This is a genomic window from Mycobacterium haemophilum DSM 44634 (assembly GCF_000340435.2).
Classification (GTDB): domain Bacteria; phylum Actinomycetota; class Actinomycetes; order Mycobacteriales; family Mycobacteriaceae; genus Mycobacterium; species Mycobacterium haemophilum.
In genome coordinates this window covers 4,136,778-4,157,056 of the sequence record NZ_CP011883.2, presented here as the reverse complement: position 1 = coordinate 4,157,056, position 20,279 = coordinate 4,136,778, and the positions used below count along the sequence as shown (strand labels likewise).

21 protein-coding genes and 2 pseudogenes are annotated in these 20,279 nt (G+C 64.7%); 10 read left to right on the top strand and 13 right to left on the bottom strand.

Going from position 1 to position 20,279, the window contains the following annotated elements:
• Positions 1 to 2 precede the first annotated feature (2 nt).
• Positions 3 to 815: a glycerophosphodiester phosphodiesterase gene (locus tag B586_RS19330; protein WP_047314863.1), complete on the top strand. Its 813-nt coding sequence runs from the start codon at positions 3 to 5 to the stop codon at positions 813 to 815.
• On the opposite strand, the gene B586_RS19325 is transcribed toward B586_RS19330, so the two are convergent.
• The 3 genes from B586_RS19325 to B586_RS19315 form a co-directional block, all read right to left on the bottom strand.
• The gene (locus B586_RS19325) at positions 812 to 1,366 is read right to left on the bottom strand and encodes a ferritin (RefSeq protein WP_054879089.1); all 555 of its coding nucleotides are present in this window, start codon (positions 1,364 to 1,366) and stop codon (positions 812 to 814) included. The genes B586_RS19330 and B586_RS19325 overlap by 4 nt on opposite strands.
• A 201-nt stretch (positions 1,367 to 1,567) precedes the next feature.
• Complete coding sequence (locus B586_RS19320; RefSeq protein ID WP_054879090.1) at positions 1,568 to 2,752, bottom strand: LCP family protein; 1,185 nt, start codon at positions 2,750 to 2,752, stop codon at positions 1,568 to 1,570.
• 63 nt (positions 2,753 to 2,815) lie between these two features.
• Positions 2,816 to 3,613, bottom strand: a complete 798-nt coding sequence (locus B586_RS19315) for a DUF2470 domain-containing protein (RefSeq protein ID WP_054879091.1) — start codon at positions 3,611 to 3,613, stop codon at positions 2,816 to 2,818.
• A gap of 88 nt (positions 3,614 to 3,701) precedes the next feature.
• On the opposite strand from B586_RS19315, the gene pheA reads away from it, so the two are divergent.
• Positions 3,702 to 4,661, top strand: coding sequence for a prephenate dehydratase (gene pheA / locus B586_RS19310; protein ID WP_054880803.1), 960 nt, complete (start codon positions 3,702 to 3,704; stop codon positions 4,659 to 4,661).
• Positions 4,662 to 4,664: 3 nt separating this feature from the next.
• The gene (locus B586_RS19305; RefSeq protein WP_047314773.1) at positions 4,665 to 5,360 is read left to right on the top strand and encodes a histidine phosphatase family protein; all 696 of its coding nucleotides are present in this window, start codon (positions 4,665 to 4,667) and stop codon (positions 5,358 to 5,360) included.
• A 10-nt stretch (positions 5,361 to 5,370) separates the two neighbouring features.
• Here the strand turns inward: B586_RS19305 and B586_RS19300 are convergent, their stop codons facing one another.
• From B586_RS19300 to B586_RS19290, 3 genes and pseudogenes are all read right to left on the bottom strand, one after another.
• Positions 5,371 to 5,574, bottom strand: a complete 204-nt coding sequence (locus B586_RS19300; protein ID WP_047314774.1) for a hypothetical protein — start codon at positions 5,572 to 5,574, stop codon at positions 5,371 to 5,373.
• Positions 5,571 to 5,988, bottom strand: a pseudogene (locus tag B586_RS19295) (metallopeptidase family protein). Before B586_RS19295 ends, B586_RS19300 begins: the two are co-directional and overlap by 4 nt.
• A 4-nt stretch (positions 5,989 to 5,992) precedes the next feature.
• Positions 5,993 to 7,351, bottom strand: coding sequence for a septum formation family protein (locus B586_RS19290; RefSeq protein ID WP_168162563.1), 1,359 nt, complete (start codon positions 7,349 to 7,351; stop codon positions 5,993 to 5,995).
• A gap of 119 nt (positions 7,352 to 7,470) precedes the next feature.
• Between B586_RS19290 and serS the strand changes: the two genes are divergently transcribed.
• Positions 7,471 to 8,724 (top strand): serine--tRNA ligase, encoded by a 1,254-nt coding sequence (serS, locus tag B586_RS19285; RefSeq protein WP_054880804.1) that lies wholly within the window; start codon positions 7,471 to 7,473, stop codon positions 8,722 to 8,724.
• 22 nt (positions 8,725 to 8,746) lie between these two features.
• Positions 8,747 to 8,864 (top strand): annotated as a pseudogene (locus B586_RS22870) (hypothetical protein); the annotation flags it as partial.
• A 49-nt stretch (positions 8,865 to 8,913) separates the two neighbouring features.
• Here the strand turns inward: B586_RS22870 and B586_RS19280 are convergent.
• The 3 genes from B586_RS19280 to B586_RS19270 form a co-directional block, all read right to left on the bottom strand.
• Positions 8,914 to 9,252, bottom strand: a complete 339-nt coding sequence (locus B586_RS19280; RefSeq protein WP_054879092.1) for a hypothetical protein — start codon at positions 9,250 to 9,252, stop codon at positions 8,914 to 8,916.
• Positions 9,249 to 10,799 (bottom strand): MBL fold metallo-hydrolase, encoded by a 1,551-nt coding sequence (locus B586_RS19275; RefSeq protein ID WP_054879093.1) that lies wholly within the window; start codon positions 10,797 to 10,799, stop codon positions 9,249 to 9,251. Before B586_RS19275 ends, B586_RS19280 begins: the two co-directional genes overlap by 4 nt.
• 82 nt (positions 10,800 to 10,881) lie before the next feature.
• Positions 10,882 to 11,637, bottom strand: coding sequence for a phosphotransferase (locus B586_RS19270; protein ID WP_054879094.1), 756 nt, complete (start codon positions 11,635 to 11,637; stop codon positions 10,882 to 10,884).
• 76 nt (positions 11,638 to 11,713) lie between these two features.
• On the opposite strand from B586_RS19270, the gene B586_RS19265 reads away from it, so the two are divergent.
• Genes B586_RS19265 through B586_RS19250 form a run of 4 tightly spaced genes read left to right on the top strand, consistent with a single transcriptional unit; the run spans position 11,714 to position 14,903 of the window.
• Positions 11,714 to 12,490 (top strand): lysophospholipid acyltransferase family protein, encoded by a 777-nt coding sequence (locus B586_RS19265; protein WP_047314781.1) that lies wholly within the window; start codon positions 11,714 to 11,716, stop codon positions 12,488 to 12,490.
• 6 nt (positions 12,491 to 12,496) lie between these two features.
• Entirely contained in the window at positions 12,497 to 13,252 is a 756-nt protein-coding gene (locus B586_RS19260) for a lysophospholipid acyltransferase family protein (RefSeq protein ID WP_054879095.1), read from the top strand.
• A 23-nt stretch (positions 13,253 to 13,275) separates the two neighbouring features.
• Positions 13,276 to 14,061, top strand: a complete 786-nt coding sequence (locus tag B586_RS19255; protein WP_054879096.1) for a lysophospholipid acyltransferase family protein — start codon at positions 13,276 to 13,278, stop codon at positions 14,059 to 14,061.
• Positions 14,058 to 14,903, top strand: a complete 846-nt coding sequence (locus B586_RS19250) for a Cof-type HAD-IIB family hydrolase (protein WP_054879097.1) — start codon at positions 14,058 to 14,060, stop codon at positions 14,901 to 14,903. Before B586_RS19255 ends, B586_RS19250 begins: the two co-directional genes overlap by 4 nt.
• On the opposite strand, the gene B586_RS19245 is transcribed toward B586_RS19250, so the two are convergent.
• From B586_RS19245 to B586_RS19230, 4 genes are all read right to left on the bottom strand, one after another.
• On the bottom strand, positions 14,900 to 15,202 hold the full coding sequence (locus B586_RS19245; protein ID WP_054879098.1) for a hypothetical protein: 303 nt from the start codon (positions 15,200 to 15,202) through the stop codon (positions 14,900 to 14,902). The genes B586_RS19250 and B586_RS19245 overlap by 4 nt on opposite strands.
• Positions 15,203 to 15,473: 271 nt before the next feature.
• Positions 15,474 to 15,644 carry a hypothetical protein gene (locus tag B586_RS22340; protein WP_236971334.1) on the bottom strand — a complete coding sequence of 57 codons (171 nt, stop codon included), beginning with the start codon at positions 15,642 to 15,644 and terminating at the stop codon, positions 15,474 to 15,476.
• Between the two features lie 534 nt (positions 15,645 to 16,178).
• Complete coding sequence (locus tag B586_RS19235) at positions 16,179 to 17,843, bottom strand: LGFP repeat-containing protein (RefSeq protein ID WP_211141651.1); 1,665 nt, start codon at positions 17,841 to 17,843, stop codon at positions 16,179 to 16,181.
• Between the two features lie 177 nt (positions 17,844 to 18,020).
• A complete protein-coding gene (locus tag B586_RS19230; RefSeq protein ID WP_054879100.1) occupies positions 18,021 to 18,800 on the bottom strand; it encodes a hypothetical protein in 780 nt (259 codons plus the stop codon).
• A gap of 264 nt (positions 18,801 to 19,064) precedes the next feature.
• Here B586_RS19230 and glf point away from each other — a divergent pair, with 264 nt between their 5' ends.
• Complete coding sequence (gene glf, locus B586_RS19225) at positions 19,065 to 20,264, top strand: UDP-galactopyranose mutase (protein ID WP_054879101.1); 1,200 nt, start codon at positions 19,065 to 19,067, stop codon at positions 20,262 to 20,264.
• Positions 20,265 to 20,279 lie beyond the last annotated feature (15 nt).

Here is a 20,279-nt window from a genome sequence, read left to right as displayed (position 1 = left end):
TCATGATGTGGGCCGACGAGGTGCTCGCCGGGCACCCATTTGTGGTCGCCCACCGCGGTGCGTCGGCCGCGCTCCCGGAACATACCCTGGCTGCCTATGACCTCGCGCTCAAAGAGGGCGCTGACGGCGTGGAGTGCGATGTGCGGCTGACCCGCGACGGCCATTTGGTTTGTGTGCATGACCGCCGCCTGGACCGAACCTCGACGGGCGATGGTTTGGTCAGCACGATGACGCTGGCCCAGTTGCGTGAGCTGGAGTATGGTGCGTGGCACGACAGCTGGCGTCCGGACGGTACTCACGGCGATACCAGTCTGCTGACCCTCGATGCCCTTGTTTCGCTGGTTCTGGACTGGCACCGACCGGTGAAGATCTTCGTCGAGACCAAGCACCCCGTCCGGTATGGCGCGCTGGTGGAAAACAAGCTGCTGGCACTCCTGCACCGCTTCGGCATCGCCGCGCCCGCGTCCGCCGACCGATCCCGGGCGGTTGTGATGTCGTTTTCGGCGGCCGCGGTCTGGCGGATCCGGCGAGCCGCACCGCTGCTGCCCACGGTGCTCCTCGGCCGAACCGGCCGTTACCTGACCAGCAGCGCGGCTACCGCCGTCGGGGCTACTGCCGTCGGGCCTTCGCTGCCAACGTTGAAGGAGTATCCGCAACTCGTGGACCGCGCTGGCGCCCAGGGCCGGGCGGTGTACTGCTGGAATGTTGACGATTACGACGACATCGACTTCTGCCGCGATATCGGTGTGGCCTGGATTGCCACTCACCACCCAGGTCGCACGAAGGCGTGGTTGCAGAACGGGCGCACCGGTTAGTTCGGCGACAGGTGGCCACCGGCGGCGTTCGGCGCGCCTACGGTGGCCGGCGCCGAACCCACTTCGCGGGCGACGAAGTTCTCGAGGTCGAACAGGTTGGCCCCGGCGCGATCGGCGACCCGTACCAGCGTGGTCATCAGGGCGACCTCTTCGATCTGCTCTTGGAGGAACCACTGTATGAACTGCTCGCCCACGTAGTCGGCCTCGTCGCGCGCCACGGCAGCGAGCCGGCTCACCTGCTCGGTGACGGCACGTTCCTGATCGAGCGCCAGCGCTAGTGCGTCGCGCGGTGTGTCGAATCGATTGCGCACCGTGTCCACTCCGGGGATCTCGACGTGGACGTCACGGTCGAGCAGATATTGCACCAGCATCATCGCATGATTGCGTTCCTCGACCGCTTGGCCATAAAAGTGCTTCGCTAATTGCGGCAAGTCGGCGCCATCGAAATAAACCGCGATTGCTAGGTATTGCTGCACGCCGGTGAATTCGTTGTAAATCTGTTCTTGCAGTAATTCGTGAAATTTAGTCGTTGGTCCGCCATAATCGCTCATGAGCAGCAGAATAACGCAGGTAGAACACGGTGTGCAACGAAGGTATCACTTACTCAGGAAAGGTTTTCCTAACCGCACCCATACTGCCCAAAAATTTCCAAGGCCAGGTTTTCCTAAGTAAAGGAAGGCTACGTTTAAATATGCGAATTTATTGGGCCTGGTATTGAGGTGGTAGCCAACATCGGCGCGGATCGCCGGCCGCTATTGTGGCCCGTCGACCGCGGACGCCGGCACCGGGATATCGGAAGCCAGCGTGTCGAACAACTCGCGGGCCGCGTCATGGTTCCACACCACCACCGAGCCGGCGTCGTTTGTGGTGAACTCGCCGATCGGCACGGTCAACGTCGTAGGGGATCCGCCTAGCGCCCAGCCGAGTCGGGCCAGATCCCACACATGATCGCCCTGGTCAACGGTGAGTGCGTCGGCAGCCGCCTGCGGCACCGAGTACCAGCGCCACGGGTTGAGCCACACCGCCGGGCTGGTGGCGCGGTGCAGCAGCGCCGACATGAACTGTCGTTGGTTGACCATCCGGTCCAGATCTGCCCGCGGTGTAGCCCGAGTTCTGACGTAGCCCAGTGCGTTACGGCCGTCTAGCTGCTGGCAGCCGGCTGGCAGGTCGAGGCCGGCCAATGGATCGGTGACTGGCTCGGCCGGGCACACGGTCACCCCTCCGAGCGCGTCGACAAGGCCGGCGAATCCGCTGAAGCCGATCTCGGCGTAGTGGTCCAGGTGCAGCCCGGTGGCCTGCTCTAGCGCCTGGGTCAGCAGGGGTCCCCCGCCCATCGCAAATGCGGCGTTGATTTTGTCGTGGCCGTGGCCGGGGATCGGCACATACGAGTCGCGCGGTATCGACACCATCGTCACTGGCCTGCTCGAGCCCAGCCTCGGCAGGTGTACCAGCAGAATCGTGTCGGTGCGGCCGCTGCCGATGTCGCCGCCGGTGGCCAGATCTTGTTGTTGCTCGGCGGTCAGGCCTTGGCGGCTGTCCGAACCGACGAGCAGCCAGTTGGTGCCGCGGCCAGCGGCTGGCCGGTGAGGGTAGTCCGTCAGTATCGGCTCACGGTGCAGTGACGTGTCAAACCAAAGAGCTCTGGCGACAACGCCGCCGGAGACGAGCGGCGGACCGATCAGCAGCATGAGCGCGACGACCCGGCTCCAGCGGCGGATGCGGCGCTTGCGGCGTGTTTTCGGGGCGACCGGTCGTGGCGGGGGCGTCGGCAGCCTTGATTGACTCGACGGGCAACGGGGCCGGCGCAGCGGCATGGTCTGATCGGCTGCCGGTGGACCGGTGTCGCGGCGAATCACCTGCGAGGGCTCCGGACCGGGTTCCGGCGGCGGGATCGGTCTTCGAAGCCGTCCAAGATCCGGTGATCGGTTGCCGTTCACCTGGATAACTTACGTGTTTTGGACCCGCCATCCGGCCGCGGCTGACAACTGGTCAAGCACCAGTCACCGCTGGGCGCGCAGCCCGTTGCGAAACGGGCAACCCAGCAACACCCGGATGGCCTGGTTCAGCCCGGTCATGTCGTCGACTGGCTTATGGAAGGGCAGCCGGACATCGCGGTCACCGGCGTTACCTTCGACGCGGAATCGCACGCCGTAACGGTCGAGGCCCAGTGGGCGCACCTGGCCGCGTCGCAGCGACGCCGGAAGCCTGGCTATCAGCCGCGCGACCACGTCGTTGTGGGCGGTGGCCAGGTGCCAGAGCAAGGATGATTCGATTTCGCAGAACGGATCGGGACGAGCTTGCAGCAGGGCCTCGACGCTGACGGCCTCGGCGCCGGTGGCGTCGGTGACCACCACGGACGCGATCTCTAACTGCATCAGCGTGTAACGAGTTTCCTCCCCGTCATAGCGATCGGATATCGGGGTATCCACTTGCAGCAGCGCCGGATTCGGGTGTTCAGCGGCGATCAGGTCGAGCATCCCGGTCACGGCGGCCGACGGGACGTGCTGGAGGCGACCGCGGACCCACACCAGTGATCGGACCGGTTCACGCACGGGGAGCGGCGCGTAGTCGGTCAGTTCCAGCAGTGCCTGACCTTCGGACGCCCCGTCCCGCGGCCGGGCCGGGTCGACGGGAACTGCTACCGCGAAGGATCCGTCGTGCAGCAAGTGGTGGACCGGGGTGGCTATCGGGTCGTCGTTCGCCTCGTTCTCGAGGGCCAATAGTGCGCCACCGGCCCGAGCGCAGGTGCTGCGAATACGCTCGGCCGTCGTCGGTGCCGGGCTGGTCACCAGTGCCACCTCCTGTGTTTAGGTTAGCCTAAGTTAACTTAGGCTATGGGGCGGCACAAGGGTGGATGGTCGATTCGGCGCCACTAGGGTTGTGGGCGTGGCCCGCATCGCTTACCTCGGTCCTGAAGGAACCTTCACCGAGGCAGCGCTGCTCCGGATGACGGCCGCCGGCCTGGTTCCCGGCGGCGGGCCAGATGGCTTCCGGCGGTTGCCGATCGAGAGCACGCCCGCTGCGCTCGACGCTGTCCGTGGCGGCGCTGCCGATTACGCGTGCGTGCCCATCGAGAACTCCATCGACGGGTCGGTGGTGCCCACCTTGGACAGCTTGGCCATCGGTTCGCCGCTGCAAGTGTTCGCTGAGACAACGCTGGATGTGGCGTTCAGCATCGTCGTCAAACCCGGCATCAACGCCGCCGCCGTTCGCACGTTGGCGGCCTTCCCGGTGGCGGCGGCGCAGGTGCGGCAATGGCTCGCTGCCCATCTGGCCGGCGCTGAACTGCGGCCGGCGTATTCCAACGCCGACGCGGCCCGGCAGGTTGCCGACGGCCAGGTCGACGCCGCGGTGACGTCGCCGCTGGCCGCCATCCACTGGGGGTTGGCGGCTCTCGCCGACGGCATCGTCGACGAACCCAACGCCCGGACCCGCTTCGTCCTGGTTGGCCTGCCGGGGCCGCCGCCGGCCCGCACCGGAACCGATCGCACGTCGGCGGTGCTGCGCATCGACAACGCGCCTGGCGCGTTGGTGGCCGCGCTGGCCGAATTTGGCATCCGCGGCATCGACCTCACCCGAATCGAATCCCGGCCGACCCGCACCGAACTTGGCACCTACTTGTTTTTCGTGGACTGCGTCGGACACATCGATGATGGTGCCGTCGCCGAGGCACTCAAGGCGCTACACCGTCGTTGTGCGGATGTGCGTTATCTCGGTTCCTGGCCGACGGGCCCGGCTCCCGGCCCCGGGGTGTCAGCGCCGCCGCCGGCGGACGAAGCTTCGCGCTGGTTGGCCGGGCTGCGGGCAGGCAAACCCGATCAGGCTGCCGAGCTAAGAGGAGGGTGAGCCATGAGCGGTCGTTTGGTGCTGCTGCGGCATGGCCAGTCCTACGGCAATGTCGAGCGCAGGTTAGACACCCGCCCGCCGGGGGCGGCGCTGACGCCGTTGGGTCGTGATCAGGCCCGGGTGTTCGCCCAGGCTGCTGGGCGGCCGGCATTGCTCGCGCACTCGGTGGCCATCCGGGCCTCGGAGACGGCCGCGGTGATCGGCGCCGAATTCGATGTGCCAACCCGCGAGGTTGCTGGCATTCACGAAGTTCAGGTCGGGGAACTCGAAGACCGCAACGATGACGACGCGATCGCCGAATTTAATGCCATCTACGACCGTTGGCATCGCGGTGAGCTCGATGTGCCATTGCCTGGTGGCGAGACCGCCAACGACGTGTTGGACCGCTATCTGCCAGTACTTCTCGACTTACGCATGCGCTATCTCGACAACGACGACTGGACCGGGGACATCGTCGTCGTCAGCCATGGCGCAGCGATCCGGCTTGCCTCCGCAGTGCTGGCCGGGGTGGACGGCAACTTTGCGCTGGACAACCATGTGAATAACGCTGAGGCGGTGGTGCTGGCACCCATCACCGACGGTCGGTGGAGCTGCGTGCGGTGGGGAGCCCTGACGCCCCCGTTCTACCCTCACCAGCCCCGACCCGATGGCACCTTGGTTGCCGACGCTGTGCCGTCGGGAAGGGACCCGCTGGGCTGACCGGACCAGCTCACACCGCAAGCGCGACCAACTCAGCGCAGCCACAGCCGACCGCATCGCAGTCGACGACGAAGCCGTGTGGCAACAGCTCAGGGCTGACGCAGCCCGCCTCGGTGCATTCCGATTGGCCCAGTAGCCCGCCGATTGAATGGCGAATGATGGTGCCGTGGCAGTGACCCAAGCCTGCCCGGCAGTCGCGGCAGTCGTCGCTCATAGGCCGTTCATAGCACCAGGCCCCGACAACTCCGGGACGCCGCGCCCATGCGAAGGAGCGTGATCAGGCCCAGCCCAGTTGGTCCAGCCGATCATCATCGATGCCGAAGTGGTGGGCGATTTCATGAATCACCGTGATCGCTACCTGGTCGACGACTTCATCGTCGGAATCACAGGCATCCAGCAGCGCCTCACGGTAGATCGTGATGGCGTCGGGCAGTGCCCCGGCGTAGTCGGAGTCCCGCTCAGTCAATGCCACCCCTTCGTACAATCCGAGCAGGTCGGCATCCTGCGGGTGGCGATCGGCGACCAGCACAACCACGTTGTCCATCGCAGCCGTCAGCTTGGGCGGAATCAGGTCCAGTGCCTCGGAGACCAGCTCGTCAAACCGCCGCGGGTCCATCCGCACGCTCACCCGGTTAGCCTCCCGGAGCTGGCTCGGCCGGCCCGGGGGCAGGGCCCACCGGTTCGTGGTCAGACGGCCGCGGCGCTCCGCCATCTGCCGGAGGTGGGGCCTCCGGCGCCTGCGTAGCCGGCGACGGTGAGGCGGCGGGCGCCTGCGATGCCGGTGATCGCGGGACCGTCACAACCGGCTGTTGCTGGGGGAGATGCTGACTGCCCGGCGGGATCGGGTTTGCTGGGAGGTTGGGCTGGTTTGTTGGCAGCTGAAGTTGCAGGGGTATCGGCGGCAGGCTGAGCCGCTCCTCGGGGATGTCGGGCGGCGGTATCGGTGGCTGACCGTTGATCAGCAGGGGCCCGGTAGCGCTATTCACTAGCGTGGCCCAGCCACCGTTGCCCAGCGTCGCGCCAATGCTGCACGCGACCTCACGACTGCCCGCCGCCCAACTGGACAGCGACAGGGTGGGGTAGATCAGCGTCAAGGTCGTGGTCCGCAGCTGGATCGCTGCCAGATAGCTATCGGTCAGCCGGGTGCATGCGTCCTTGATGAATGCGTCCTGCTCGGGTTCGGCCGGCAAGGCATTCGGGAACCTCTCGGCCAGATTGACCGTGCCGGTGACCTCCATTGCGTGCGGCGCCGCGCAGTCAACCGGAACGTCGATCGGTTGGTTGGTCGTGAGGTCGATGCTTAAGCAGGTGCCGGCCGGCCAGACCTTGGACTGGTCGATGTTGGCGACCTTGCCCTTGAAGGCGACCTGCTGGTTGTTCGCGCCGGGCAGCTGCAGGCCGCACAGCATGCGGCGCTCGCCGCCCTGGCGCCACGCCCGGTCACCGGACCACAGCATACTGACGGTGTATTTGCTGTTCGGATCGAACTTGGTGCCGAGGTAGCGGCGGACGGCCGCGTCGCACTGTTCCTCACTGATCTGTTGAATGCGAGCCGGTGACGGTGGAGCGGCGTTGGGCCCGTACTCCGAACCGGGGAAAGTCCGCATATCGATGGACTCGGCGACTTCAAACCGGTGATCGTCGGCGCAGTTGACGATCCTCGCGGCGTCCGGCGTGCTATCCGGCCACATCAGGCAATCACCGCTGGTGGCGCGGTTGAACGCGGCATTGCTCTTGGCGCCGGTGCTGGGCACCGGATTGCTGTCGATATAGGTGGCGAGCCGCCCAGGCCCGGTCCCAACGGTGGGAATCGCGGTGACCAGTCCGCCGATCAGCAGGCCGCCAAGAGCGGTCAGTAGCAGCCCTCGCCGGGTGGCCCTGGCCTGCACCGCCTGCACAGCACTGGGCCACGGGAACTCGACAGGCGGCGGTTCGGCCTCGCCGGTCAGGTCGTCGGCGAGTGCGGGTTCCTCTTCGGGCGCATCCAACATCTCATCCATTCTGGCAGGGCCGACAAAGTTTGTGACAAACGTTGCAGATGTGGCATCGCCGGCCCGGTCGCGCGGGTGCTCCGGTACGTGCGCGCGGCACCAAAAGTAGTCTTCAGGCCGTGATCGACCTGAAGTTGCTCCGGGAAGACCCCGACGCGGTACGCCGTTCCCAACTTAGCCGTGGCGAAGACCCGGCCCTAGTGGATGCCCTGCTGAGGGCCGACGCCGCCCGTCGGGCCGCGATTTCGGCCGCAGACGCGCTGCGCGCCGAACAGAAAACCGCCAGCAAAAGCGTGGGCTCCGCATCAGCCGAAGAGCGTCCGGCGTTATTACAACGCGCCAAGAACCTTGCCGAGCAGGTGAAAGCCGCTGAAACCGCCCAGGCTGAGGCCGCGACAGCGTTCACTGCGGCGTACATGGCAATCTCGAACGTCGTTCTGGATGGGGTCCCCGCCGGCGGGGAGGACGACTACGCGGTACTCGATATCGTTGGCGATCCACCGCCGTTGACCAATCCAAAGGACCACCTGGAACTCGGCGAATCGCTGGGTCTGATCGATATGCAGCGTGGTGCCAAGGTGTCCGGCTCGCGGTTCTACTTCCTCACCGGTCGGGGCGCGCTGTTACAGCTGGGCCTGTTGCAGCTCGCGTTGCGGCTGGCCGTCGAAAACCACTTCATCCCGATGATCCCGCCGGTGCTGGTACGCCCCGAGGTGATGGCCGGTACCGGATTTCTGGGCGCCCATGCCGAGGAGGTGTATCGGGTGGACGATCTTTACCTGGTGGGCACCTCCGAAGTGCCGCTGGCCGGCTACCACTCCGACGAGATCCTGGACTTGTCCGGCGGGCCGCTACGGTATGCGGGCTGGTCGTCGTGTTTCCGGCGCGAGGCTGGCAGCCATGGCAAGGACACCCGCGGCATCATCCGGGTGCACCAATTCGACAAGGTGGAGGGCTTCGTCTACTGCGCACCCACCGACGCCGAGGCCGAACACCAACGGCTGCTGGGCTGGCAGCGCGAGATGCTGGCGCGCATTGAGGTGCCGTATCGAGTAATCGACGTGGCCGCAGGCGATCTCGGGTCGTCGGCGGCCCGCAAGTTCGACTGCGAAGCGTGGGTCCCGACCCAGGGGACCTACCGCGAGTTGACCTCGACATCGAACTGCACGACCTTTCAAGCGCGCCGGCTCGCCACACGCTACCGAGATGCCAACGGCAAGCCGCAGATCGCGGCCACGCTCAACGGCACGCTCGGCACCACCCGATGGCTGGTCGCGATCCTGGAAAACCACCAGCGGCCCGACGGCAGCGTGCGGGTGCCCGACGCGCTGGTTCCGTTCGTGGGGACTCAGCTGCTAGAGCCGACCTCCTGAGGTGCGACGAGCGAGGAGTTGCCTGGGTAGTGCGGGATGCCATGGCGGCCCCCGGGATCACATTCATTCCCAGTTGCAACGCCGGTCATGCGGCGCTGGCCGACCTGGGTTGGCTCCTTAGTTGTACCGCGAAAGTGTAACTACCGAACTGTTTTTCGAGAAGCGACGTCGGTAGTTGCACTCTCGCGGTTAGTTATTTAGCAGCTCATTCAACAGTGCGAGGAACTCGTCGGGGCGCGCCGGCGTAAACGCCGGGCTCGGCCGTATCCCGGGCACGTCCAAGGTGATTAAGGTCGACCTGAATGGTCGGCGTACGTCAAGTGGTAGCCAGCGGCGGAAGTCCGAGGTGCCCCAAATGCGGAACCGCTGAACGAATAGGCCCAACGTCTCGGATTTGTACCCGCGGATTGCGTCCAGCGCGATCACCTTCGACGTACCAGAAGGAAAGTGATAGCGGTGCAATGTGATTGCCGCATGATCTAGCTGGACAAGGCCGTCGTCATAAGTTTCCTGCGGAGCCGAGGTCATTTTCTCCGAACCCGCAACTGATGGCCCCGTGAGGTGAGGCAACGGCCGTCATCCAGTCGCCACTGCCATCCGTGCAGATTGCAGGTCAGTGTGTTGCCCTCCACCACGCCGAACTTCGATAGGTCGGCTTTGAGGTGGGGGCAGCGACGCTGAATCTCCCAGCCGTCCAGGGTGATCGATGCGGAATCATCGTGGGTCTCGGCGAACCAACCGTCAGCATAGGCGATGCGCTCATCAGTCAGACACTTGAAGAACGTGTACAGATATTCGTTGTAGCCGCCGACCCGCCAAGCCTTAAAGCGCGTGGACAAGAAGATGGTGTTGACCCAGTCCGGCTCGTGATCGCGCACTACGGTACGTACCAGCTCCGGCGCTATCTCGAACCCGTAGCGCACCTTTTCATCAGGAATACGTTCGCGCACAACACGTTTCGGAAAGTCCAAAACCACAGTTTCGGGCCCGATCACCAATTCGACGGGGTAGCCGATTCCGTCGCAGATCTCATTGCTTTGCAACATGATCGGCTCGAACAACGCGCGTAACTGCTCTAGCAACGGTTCGCCTTCGGCCGACGCCCAGCTGGCCCGCTCGGCATTCAGGACAGACGCCATCCGTTCGGCATAGTCGGCGATGTACGCTGCCTTGCCGGTGCTGAAGATCGCCTCAACCTGATCGGTAGGGAGCGGATGGCTCAGCGAATTCAGGGTTCTGCCAGTGAAGTCCGCGATCGACCCGGGAATCATCAGCAAGCCACGGTCATGCCCGTGCCTGCGCATCTGATCCAGGAACACCATTTGGTCGGGAAAGATATTGTCCACTTCCCCGCGGTCGTCGTTGAGGTGGCGTAACTCGGGGTCCAAAAAGCATGGCGGCCCCGCCGACGGCACCACCCAGGTGGCCCCCACCTGAGCGATGTATTGGCGGGCGCGGTCCATCTGCCGTTGGCGTTTCTGGGTGGCGAACGCCTCCTTGGCGCGCGCAGGCATGTCGTAGACCATCGGGTACCAGATCGCGCCGGAGTACTGCAGTAGATGCACATCGACGTGGCCGAACTCAGATGGCAACAACTCCAAATCGACCGGCCGAGCATCGTTCATGTTGAAAACCGTTGTGGTACCGTCCGAAACCACCAGCGCCGAGTCGCCGATCGGGCCGTCGGCGGGGGCCCGCAGGGCGATGATCATGATGTCGAGCTTGCCCTTGGGTCCGGTCAGGCAGTGCTTGACTGAGTTGGTGGTCTCGAAAAATCGGTGAAACCCTAGCTTCTGCAGTTCATTTCGCAGGTCGGGCACTGGATAGTCGGGCAGCAGCACCACTGCGTCCTTATTGACATGGGCGTGCAGGTGCTTGGCGTCGAAGTGGTCCTTGTGTAGATGCGAGACATACAAGTAGTCGCAATCGCCCAGGGTGTCCCAATCCAGCGCGCTGTTGTCGGGGAAGGGGAACCAGGATGCGAAGTAGGCCGGATTGACCCAGGGGTCGCACAGAATGCTGCCCGCGTGGGTCTCGATCAGAAAGCCGGCGTGGCCTACGCTGGTGACCTGCACAACTACCTTCCGGTTGCCTTCGTATGCCCGTTTCGCCGGTGCGATCGGCGGGCACGCGCCGCCTCGAGCTTAGCCTGAGGTGTCAATCTTCGGCCTGCCACAGCCGCCGGTAGTAATCAATGCGCGGCGGGTCTGGCTCGATGCCGTAGGCAGCGAAAAACTCCGCGTCCCACACCCGACCGGGGTAGTTCCAGCTCAACGAGAGCGTCGCTACCGCCAGGTCGGCCCACCGGTCGGCCACACCGAGACTGCCGAAATCGACGTGTCCACAGCAGCGGCCGTCGTCGTCGATCAGGGTGTTGGGTGAGCAGGCATCACCGTGACAGACCACCAGCTGGTCCACCGGCGGCGGCTCGCCCAGGCCTGCTCGAGCCGCCGGCTGGGGGTACCGCCCGCTTGCGGGGGACAGCGTCGCCAGCCGGCTGGCCACAGACCAGTCAAACGGGCATAACTGCACCGGTAGTTGGTCGTGCAGCCTGCGCAGCCCCGCACCGATCGCTCGCACCGCCACATCCGGGGCTGCGACCCAGCGCGGGTGCACCGCGGACCGGCCGGGTAGTGCGCGAGTACGCAGCCATGCCCAGTCGCCGTCTCGGCCCACGCCCAGCACCCGCGGTGCCGTAACGTAGCGCGCCGCCCAGCGCAGGCGGCGCGCTTCATCGGCGAAGTCGACGGCCCCTGCCTTCGCTACCTTGATGAACTCGCTGTCGCAGCTGGTGGAGTTCACCCGAAAGGTGACACCGCCGAGCCCGTTGACCCAGACCGCATGTACGGACCTGCCGGCAGCAAATCGGTCGACGACGGCAGGGACCTGCGGCGGGGATATCGGGAAGGACAACGTTTCCTCCTTTCGGCGTTTCCTCTTTGTCGGCGGTTGCGGCGGCGCACCGTCAGGAGCACTAGGCTAATTGGCTGTGGAACCGGCATACGGGACTGTTATTCAGCTTGCCCGCCTGGTCTGGCGGATTCAGGGTCTGAAGATCAGTGTCTTGGGCATAGAGAACTTACCGACCAGCGGTGGCGCCGTCATCGCGATCAACCACACCAGCTACCTCGACTTCACCTTTGCGGGTTTGCCCGCCTACCAGCAGGGCCTCGGGCGCAAGGTGCGGTTCATGGCCAAGCAAGAGGTATTCGATGGCAAGATCACCGGGCCGATTATGCGCAGCCTGCGGCACATCCCGGTGGACCGGCAAGACGGGGCCGCGTCCTACGAAGCCGCCGTCAGGAATCTCAAAGATGGTGAGCTCGTCGGCGTCTACCCCGAGGCCACGATCAGCCGAAGCTTTGAGATCAAGGAATTCAAAGGGGGAGCGGCCCGGATGTCGGTGGAGGCCGGGGTGCCGATCATTCCGCACATCGTCTGGGGTGCCCAGCGGATCTGGACCAAAGACCACCCCAAGAAGCTCTTTCGCCCGAAGGTGCCGATCGTGGTGCTCGTCGGCGAACCGATTGAACCGACGCTGGGCGTAGCGGAATTGAAGGGTTTGTTGCACTCACGGATGCAGCATTTGCTGGAGCGAGCGCAAGAGCTGTACGGACCGCACCCAGCCGGGGAGTTTTGGGTGCCGCATCGGCTGGGTGGGGGTGCCCCGTCGTTAGCCGAGGCGGCCCGCCTCGACGCTGAGGAGGCGGCCGAGAGGGCGGCGCGGCGCGCCCAGCGTGCCAAACGGGCCGGGGCGGCGGAGTAGTTATCAATGGCGGAGCCGACCTTCCGCACCCTCGAGATCCTGGCTCAGCTGGTTGTTTTGGCCAGTGGAAGCCGGATCACCTACGTGGGCGAGGAGAATATCCCCGACCACGGTGGCGCCGTGATCGCCATCAACCACACCAGCTATGTCGACTGGCTGCCAGCCGCGCTGGCGATGACGCGCCGGCGGCGTCGGCTTCGATTCATGATCAAGGCCGAGATGCAACAGGTGAAGGTGGTCAATTTTTTGATCAAGCACACCGGCTCCATTCCGGTGGACCGGGACGCCGGGGCGGGTGCCTTTGCCGTGGCCGTGCAGCGGCTACGCGAGGGGGAGCTGGTCGGGGTCTATCCGGAGGCCACCATCAGCCGCAGCTTCGAGCTCAAGGAATTCAAGACCGGTGCCGCGCGGCTGGCTATCCAAGCTGATGTCCCGATCGTGCCCGTGATTGTCTGGGGTGCGCAACGGGTCTGGACCAAGGACCATCCCAAGCACATCGGTCGCAACAAGGTCCCAATCACTGTGTACGTGGGTGCGCCGTTGCATGCCGCCGACGACATCAGGTTGACCGATACCGCGCTGCGCGGATCGATGACTACGCTGCTGCACCAGGTGCAGGAGAGTTATCCGCACCCGGCTGGGGCCTACTGGGTGCCGCGCCGGCTAGGTGGCGGAGCACCGACCTTGGCCGAGGCGGCTGCGCTGGATGCCGAGGAGGCGGCGGCGCGAGCCGCGGCCCGTGCCGCGCGCGAGTCGCGATAGTGCAGTAAGGAGTCAGGTAGCACATGGCAGAGCCGTTTTTCCGGCTGATGGAGATGGTCGTTCCGCGCGTCGTTGCGGCGAACGGAACCAAACTCACCTTCGATGGCCTGGAGAACATTCCGGAACAAGGCGGTGCGTTGGTCGCCCTGAACCACACCAGCTACCTTGACTGGCTCCCAGCGTCGGTCGCCGCATATCAACGGAAGAGGCGGCTGCGCTTCATGATCAAGGCCGAAATGGGCGATGTGCGGGCGGTGAACTACGTGATCAAGCACGCCCAGCTCATTCCGGTGGACCGCAGGGAGGGGCGCGATGCTTACGCGGTGGCGGTGCAGCGGCTGCGCGAGGGTGAACTCGTGGGGCTGCATCCCGAGGCCACCATCAGCCGCAGTTTAGAACTCAGGGAATTCAAAACCGGGGCGGCCCGGATGGCGGTGGAGGCGCAGGTACCGATAATTCCCCTGATTGTCTGGGGTGCGCATCGGCTTTGGCCGAAAGATCATCCAAAGAATGTGTTCCGCAACAAAATCCCGATCACCGTGGCCGCCGGCGCGCCACTGCCGCCGCGGGGCGACGCAGCGCAGCTCAACGCCGCGCTGCGCCAAGCGATGACGTCGTTGCTGTACCAGGTGCAGGAACACTATCCGCATCCCGCGGGCGAGCATTGGGTGCCGCGGCGGCTGGGGGGCAGCGCGCCGACCCAGGAAGACTCTCAGGCGATCCGTTTGGCTGAATTGCAAGACCGGGTTCGAAAGTACGGGACCGACGGTGTGACACCGCCGGGTCATAACCAAAGCGGCTCACGCTGACCGATCCGACTAGGCCGACCCTAAGGCCGAACCAGCCAGCGCTCATCGCCTGCGACGTCGACGGCACGTTGCTTGATGAGGACGAAACCGTAACCCCGCGTACCCGCGACGCGGTGCGTGCCGCCGTCGCCGGAGGCGCGCACTTCGTGCTGGCCACTGGCCGCCCGCCGCGTTGGGTGCGGCCGGTTGTCGATGCGCTCGGTTTCCCGCCGATGGCGGTATGTGCCAACGGTGCCGTGATCTACGACCCTGCGACCGATCGGGTGGTATCGGCGCGCACGCTGGCCGTCGACGTCCTGGGTGAGCTGGTTGAGGTCGCAACGCGCGTTATCCCTGGCGCGGGTCTAGCCGTCGAGCGTGTCGGTGATCGCGCCCACGACAGCGCGACCCCACAGTTCGTCAGCTCGGTGGGTTACGAGCATGCGTGGCTCAACCCGGACAACACTGAGGTGTCGATCGAGGACCTGCTCAGCGCTCCGGCTATCAAGCTGCTGATTCGCAAGGCCGGCGCCCGCAGCGCGGATATGGCCGCCGAACTGGCCAAGCATGTTGGGATCGCGGGTGATATCACCTATTCCACCAACAACGGACTAGTGGAGATCTTGCCGCTGGGCATCAGCAAGGCCACCGGTGTCGACGAGGTCGCCCGGCCGCTAGGAATCGCCGACGGTGGCGTGGCGGCTTTCGGCGACATGCCCAACGACGTTCCGATGCTGCTGCGGGCGGGTCACGGCGTGGCGATGGGTAACGCGCATCCCGATGTGCTGGCTGCCGCCGACGAGATCACCGCCCCCAACACCGATGACGGTGTGGCCCGGGTGTTGGAACGCTGGTGGCGCTAACCCCCGCGAGTGGACCTAGACGCACAACCATGAAGCGCGCTTGGGGGCTGCGGCACGGTTCTGCGGCGGCGCAAGAAGTATTCGATTCCTCCGAGGAGGATCGCTAGGACAACGGCGTCGGTGCCGAGTGCGAGGGTCAGACGCATGTGGGTGCTGTGGTAGGCGCGAGCGTCCTTCTCGCTCCAGGCGTGGTTGGTGATGTGGTGTGCTACCCATCCGGGCCGGAACCATTCGATGAGTGATTCGGTGATGGGCCGATTTCTGATCAGGCCGGCGATGACGAAGATCTCGAATACCACGTCGGGGATGTGTGAGCAGCGCCGTATAGTCCACCCGGAGCGCTGATACCGCGGTACTGATCATCAGGGGCTGCCATCGCGGTCGTGCTCAGATAGCGTGGCCCCATAGTAGGAGCCCAGTCCGAGGAGCAGGCTGATCAAGCCGCGACGCAGTTCGGCATCGCCTGGTGTGTCTCGCCTCGCCGGCTCGGTTGACCGAGCGGATTGCGGGTCGACGGCGGATGAATTTAGCTGATCATGTTGAATACCGGGTTCAGTCAATAGATTTCCTTTACAGCGATGGATCTGTCGGTTCAAACGGCGCCAACAAGAATTCATCGAGGAAGCACGCGAACGCGTCATCGACATACTCGGGGTTGTCGGCGGTGAAATATTCGATGATGAATCCCTGGAACGCGGCAAGCGCGATCCGCGAGCGGGTTTCGGCCACATGGGTGGGCATGCCCAGAGCTTCCAGCCGGGCCTGAGAATTGCGGGTCAGCAGGGACAGGGTTTCCCAGGTGTAGGTGCGGTACGGGCTGTCGCGCCCACAGGCGGCGCCGAATACCTGGTCGCCTTCCCCGCGGGAGCGGTGCAGCTAGATGTCGACGCTGGTGGGGAAACACACCTGCAGATAACGTATTACCCACGATGGAAGATATCGCCGTCAACCACCCCAGACTGCTCTACTGAAGTCGCCCGATGTCCTGCCGAGCTCTCCATTATGGGCTCAGCGGCGAAGCTGTTAACCCGGTGCGACAGTTAAAAGATCTTGACAGTTAATATATTTCGGATGCGGGCGCTCACTGTCTGGCTGATTCCTGCCCAACTTGCGATCGCCGCGTGTATCGCCTGATTGGTGTGAAATAGGTTGGTAACGATGAAAACCCATTGAACGCCGGCGACGCGTGGCTCGAAGTATACGCGCCGGCATCGTCGATCTCGACGCTATCGCCGAGGCCCAGCATGTTACCGCCGCCGCGCGACAATGATGACGCTAAGGCGCCGGATGCGTTGGTAGCGAGAAATGTTCGGGCGGCACCGTCGGTCCGCTGGGGGTTTGTGTTGCCAGCGGCGTCGAGATCCCGTCGACGACCTGGGTGAGGTTGCCGGTCAGCCGCTCGAAGTTCAGCGTGCCATGCTGGAAATTCTGCGTGATCTGCAGCGGCTCCTGTATCTCCGCGCTAGTGGGCAGCCCGAGCGGACCACGTTCGTAGCTCAGCGAGGCCCAGGCATCGTAGATCGCGCCGGTGACTGGCTCGGCGCCAATCTCGGGCGACCAGTACATCGCGCCCTTGGCGAAGGTGACATAGCGGGCCGCGCCCTCGGCACTCGCCTCCGGTGCGGTCGGCGCACCCAGAACGCTGTTCATGCCGCCGATCGCCTGCCAGTGTTCGTAGATCGCGCCGCCTTCAAGCGCCTTGATCAGCTCCTCTGGCGGATCGTTGAAATGCGAAGCAATGTCCCGGATTTCATCCATCAGTGCGTAGGCGGCATTGCCCGGGCAGTCGGTGTTGCCGACGTCGCGATGGGTGAAGATGGTGGGCAGGGTCGCGGTGGTGCCAGCGGCAAAGGTGGTGTAGTGGCTCCCCGCCGATTCCAGCGCCACCGTGCCCTTAGGGTCGACGCCGTCCAGGCCCAGACGCCAGCCGAGGAGCCGGCCCACGGTTCGGATTTGGATTGGCGTTGGCGCCACGTCGTCAAAGTTGCCGATCATGGCCACACCCCAGGTGCTGCGATTGAAGCCGCCGGTGTGGAAGGCCTCGACTGCTTTAGTGAGCCCCCCGGCGCTGCCCTCGAACACCTGGCCGTATTTGTCGACCATCGCGTTGTAGGCGATGTCGCACCAGCCCAGCGTTTTGCTGTGGTAGGTGTAGATGGCCTTGACGATCCCGGCCGATTCCAGCGGCGAATAGTCATTGCTGCCCGCGGTGTGGTGTACGACCGCGGCGCGAACCCCATTGTCGTACTGCGGAGTACCGCATCGCAGCGACTCGTCGGCGCCCCACTCCGCGCGGCTGATGATGCTGGGCGCCTGGCCCGGCATGATGACCCCGGACGGCGGTGTCCACTGAGCTCGGGCCGGCGCTTGCGGCGGCGAAATGAGGATCGCTGAGATGTTCTGGGGGTCCGGCCCGAGGGGCAGTTCCTTGGTGGCAGGCTTATAGCCCAGCCCGTGTTTATCGGGCTTATCCGGTCCTTCCGGCGCGGCGCTTCGTGGCTGGGTCACTGGCGCATCGGCGGGACGGGTGATTGCGATCTGCACGGTTCTGGTGCTGCCGATGAACACCGGATCTGTGCTGCGGGGGCCTTGAGTCGGCTGGGCCGAAGCATCATCGGCCGCCGGGTCGGGTGCGGCGGTCTCATATTCGGTTTGGTACCAGGGCCCCCATGAACCATCGGGCCGCTTTGCGCGCACGCGGGTGGAGGTGCCGGCCAGGTCACCGGTCAAAGCGACCAATGAAAACGGGGTGTCCTGGGTGAGTTCGCGAATCGTGACACCGCCACCGAGCCCGATCAGCGGCTGCTCGGTGAGTTGGGTGTCGCGAACCGGTGGCGAGGCGGGAGCGTTTTCGCGTGTCGGATCCGTGATCCACGAGACGATGACGACCGTTGCCGCGATCGCGGCGAGCAACATCGTCGGGCTGCGGGACGACACCAGTCGATGTTACGTGTGTTTCTATTGTTATTCATGAGGCGACACACGGTGGACGCGTCCGGAATCTCGCCGAAAGCCTGTTCGACGGCACCGCAGAGGGTTAGTTGCTGGGCGGGTTAATTGGCCCCTCGATCGAGTGCGACTCTGCGGTGCCGTCGGGTGACGGGTTCGGCAAGGCTGCTATGCGACAGGCACCAGTTGCGTCGCGGGCGGTGCCACTGCGCCCGGCATGCCACCGGCCGCGCCGCCGTTTTGGACGCCCTGCATGATCGCCGGCATCAACACCCCCTTGAGCAGGTCGATGACCTGGTTGGCGCCCAACTGGTTCGCGACTTGCATCACGTCATTGACAATCCCACCACCGCCGGTGCTGGTGTTGCTGCCGGTACCGATCGGGCTGGTCGGTGACATACCGCCCAACGTGGAGGGATCGCCGAGGATCGGGTAGGTGCCGTCGGCGCCCGGGTCCAATGAGGCTGGCGTGGTGATCGGCACCTCACCGGGGCCGGTGCCCGGGTTCAGGCCCGGGGTGGTCCCTATCGGGCTGGTCAGCCCAGGGTTCGTGAGTGCCGGGTTGGTCAACCCGGGGGTCGTCAGCCCGGTGCCCGGCGTGGGGAGCCCAGGTGTCCCCAGCCCTGGATTTGTCAGGCCGGGGTCGGTCAGGCCGGGGTTGGTCAGACCGGGAGTGCCCAGGCCATTGCCGGTATCACCGGGGCCAGTGAGCGCAGGCACTGGCGGCATGTTGATTCCGAACTGCGAGAGTCCCTGCGAGAGCGCGGACATCACTTCTCCGGGCAGATCGGCTATCGCTGCCGCTTGTTTGAATTCATGGTGCTCGGGCGCGGGTTTGGCGCCGGCGGTCGATTCGTAAACAAGGAAGTATGCGCAAGGACTCGCGACTGCCAGGGCGGCGACCGCGCTCATGGCTGTCGAGAGCTTGCGTCGGCGTCGGTTCGGCACGGAGGTCTCCTCAATCTGGACTATGTGTGTTGTCGGGCTTGCCTGCCCTCGACGTTGCGAGTGTGCAGGATGGGCCCCACACGGTCGATGGTACGAGTGTGGCCGGTGTGACCAGAGTGGTTATATCGAATCGTGAGGTAATTGCGACCTTGAGTTCGCCCCTCGATTCCCGCCGTCGTCAGCCGTTCCTGCCCGGTCGAATCACGACCAACCCGAGCCGTCAAATGGGGTTATGCCCGAAAAGTCAGATACCCTAGGCAACCGATGACCGCTCGTTTCGATCTCCTCATTGTTGGCTCGGGGTTTTTCGGCCTGACAATTGCCGAGCGCGTGGCGACCCAGCTGGACAAGCGCGTGCTTATTGTCGAGAAGCGCCCGCACGTCGGTGGCAACGCCTATTCCGAAGCTGAGCCGCAGACCGGCATTGAAGTTCACAAGTACGGGGCTCACCTGTTCCATACCTCTAATAAGAGAGTGTGGGACTACGTGCGGCAGTTCACCGAGTTCACCGACTACCGGCACCGGGTTTTCGCGATGCACAATGGGCAGGCATATCAGTTCCCGATGGGCCTGGGCCTGGTGTCGCAGTTCTTCGGCAGGTACTTCACTCCGGACGAAGCACGGCGGCTGATCGCGGAGCAAGCCGCGGAGATCGACACGGCGAATGCACAGAACCTCGAAGAGAAGGCGATCTCGCTGATCGGCCGGCCGCTCTACGAGGCGTTCGTTAAGGGGTACACCGCTAAGCAGTGGCAGACCGACCCCGCGAAGCTTCCGGCTGCCGTCATTAACCGGCTGCCGGTGCGGTACACCTTTGACAACCGATACTTCAGCGACACCTATGAGGGCCTGCCGGTCGATGGTTACACGGCATGGTGCACGAAGATGGCCGCCGACGACCGCATCGAGGTGAGGCTTGACACCGACTGGTTCGATGTCGCCGATCAGCTGCGTGCTGACAGCCCCGCGGCCCCGGTGGTTTACACCGGCCCGCTGGACCGCTACTTCGACTACGCCGAAGGCCGCCTCGGCTGGCGCACCCTGGACTTCGAGGTGGAAGTGCTACCGACCGGGGATTTTCAGGGCACGCCGGTGATGAACTACAACGATCTCGACGTGCCTTTTACCCGCATCCACGAATTCCGCCACTTCCACCTTGAGCGCGACTACCCGACCGACAAGACGGTGATCATGCGGGAGTACTCCCGGTTCGCCGCGGATGACGACGAGCCCTACTATCCCATCAATACCGAGGCCGACCGCGCCCTGTTGGCCGCTTATCGGGCCAGGGCGAAGTCCGAGACCGCGTCGTCGAAGGTACTGTTCGGCGGGCGGCTGGGCACCTACCAATATCTGGATATGCATATGGCCATTGCCAGCGCGTTGAACATGTACGACAACATCCTTGCGCCGCACCTGCGCGACGGCGCCCCACTCGTTGAAGAGGAAGGCGCGCGCACATGACCCGTGCCGGCGACG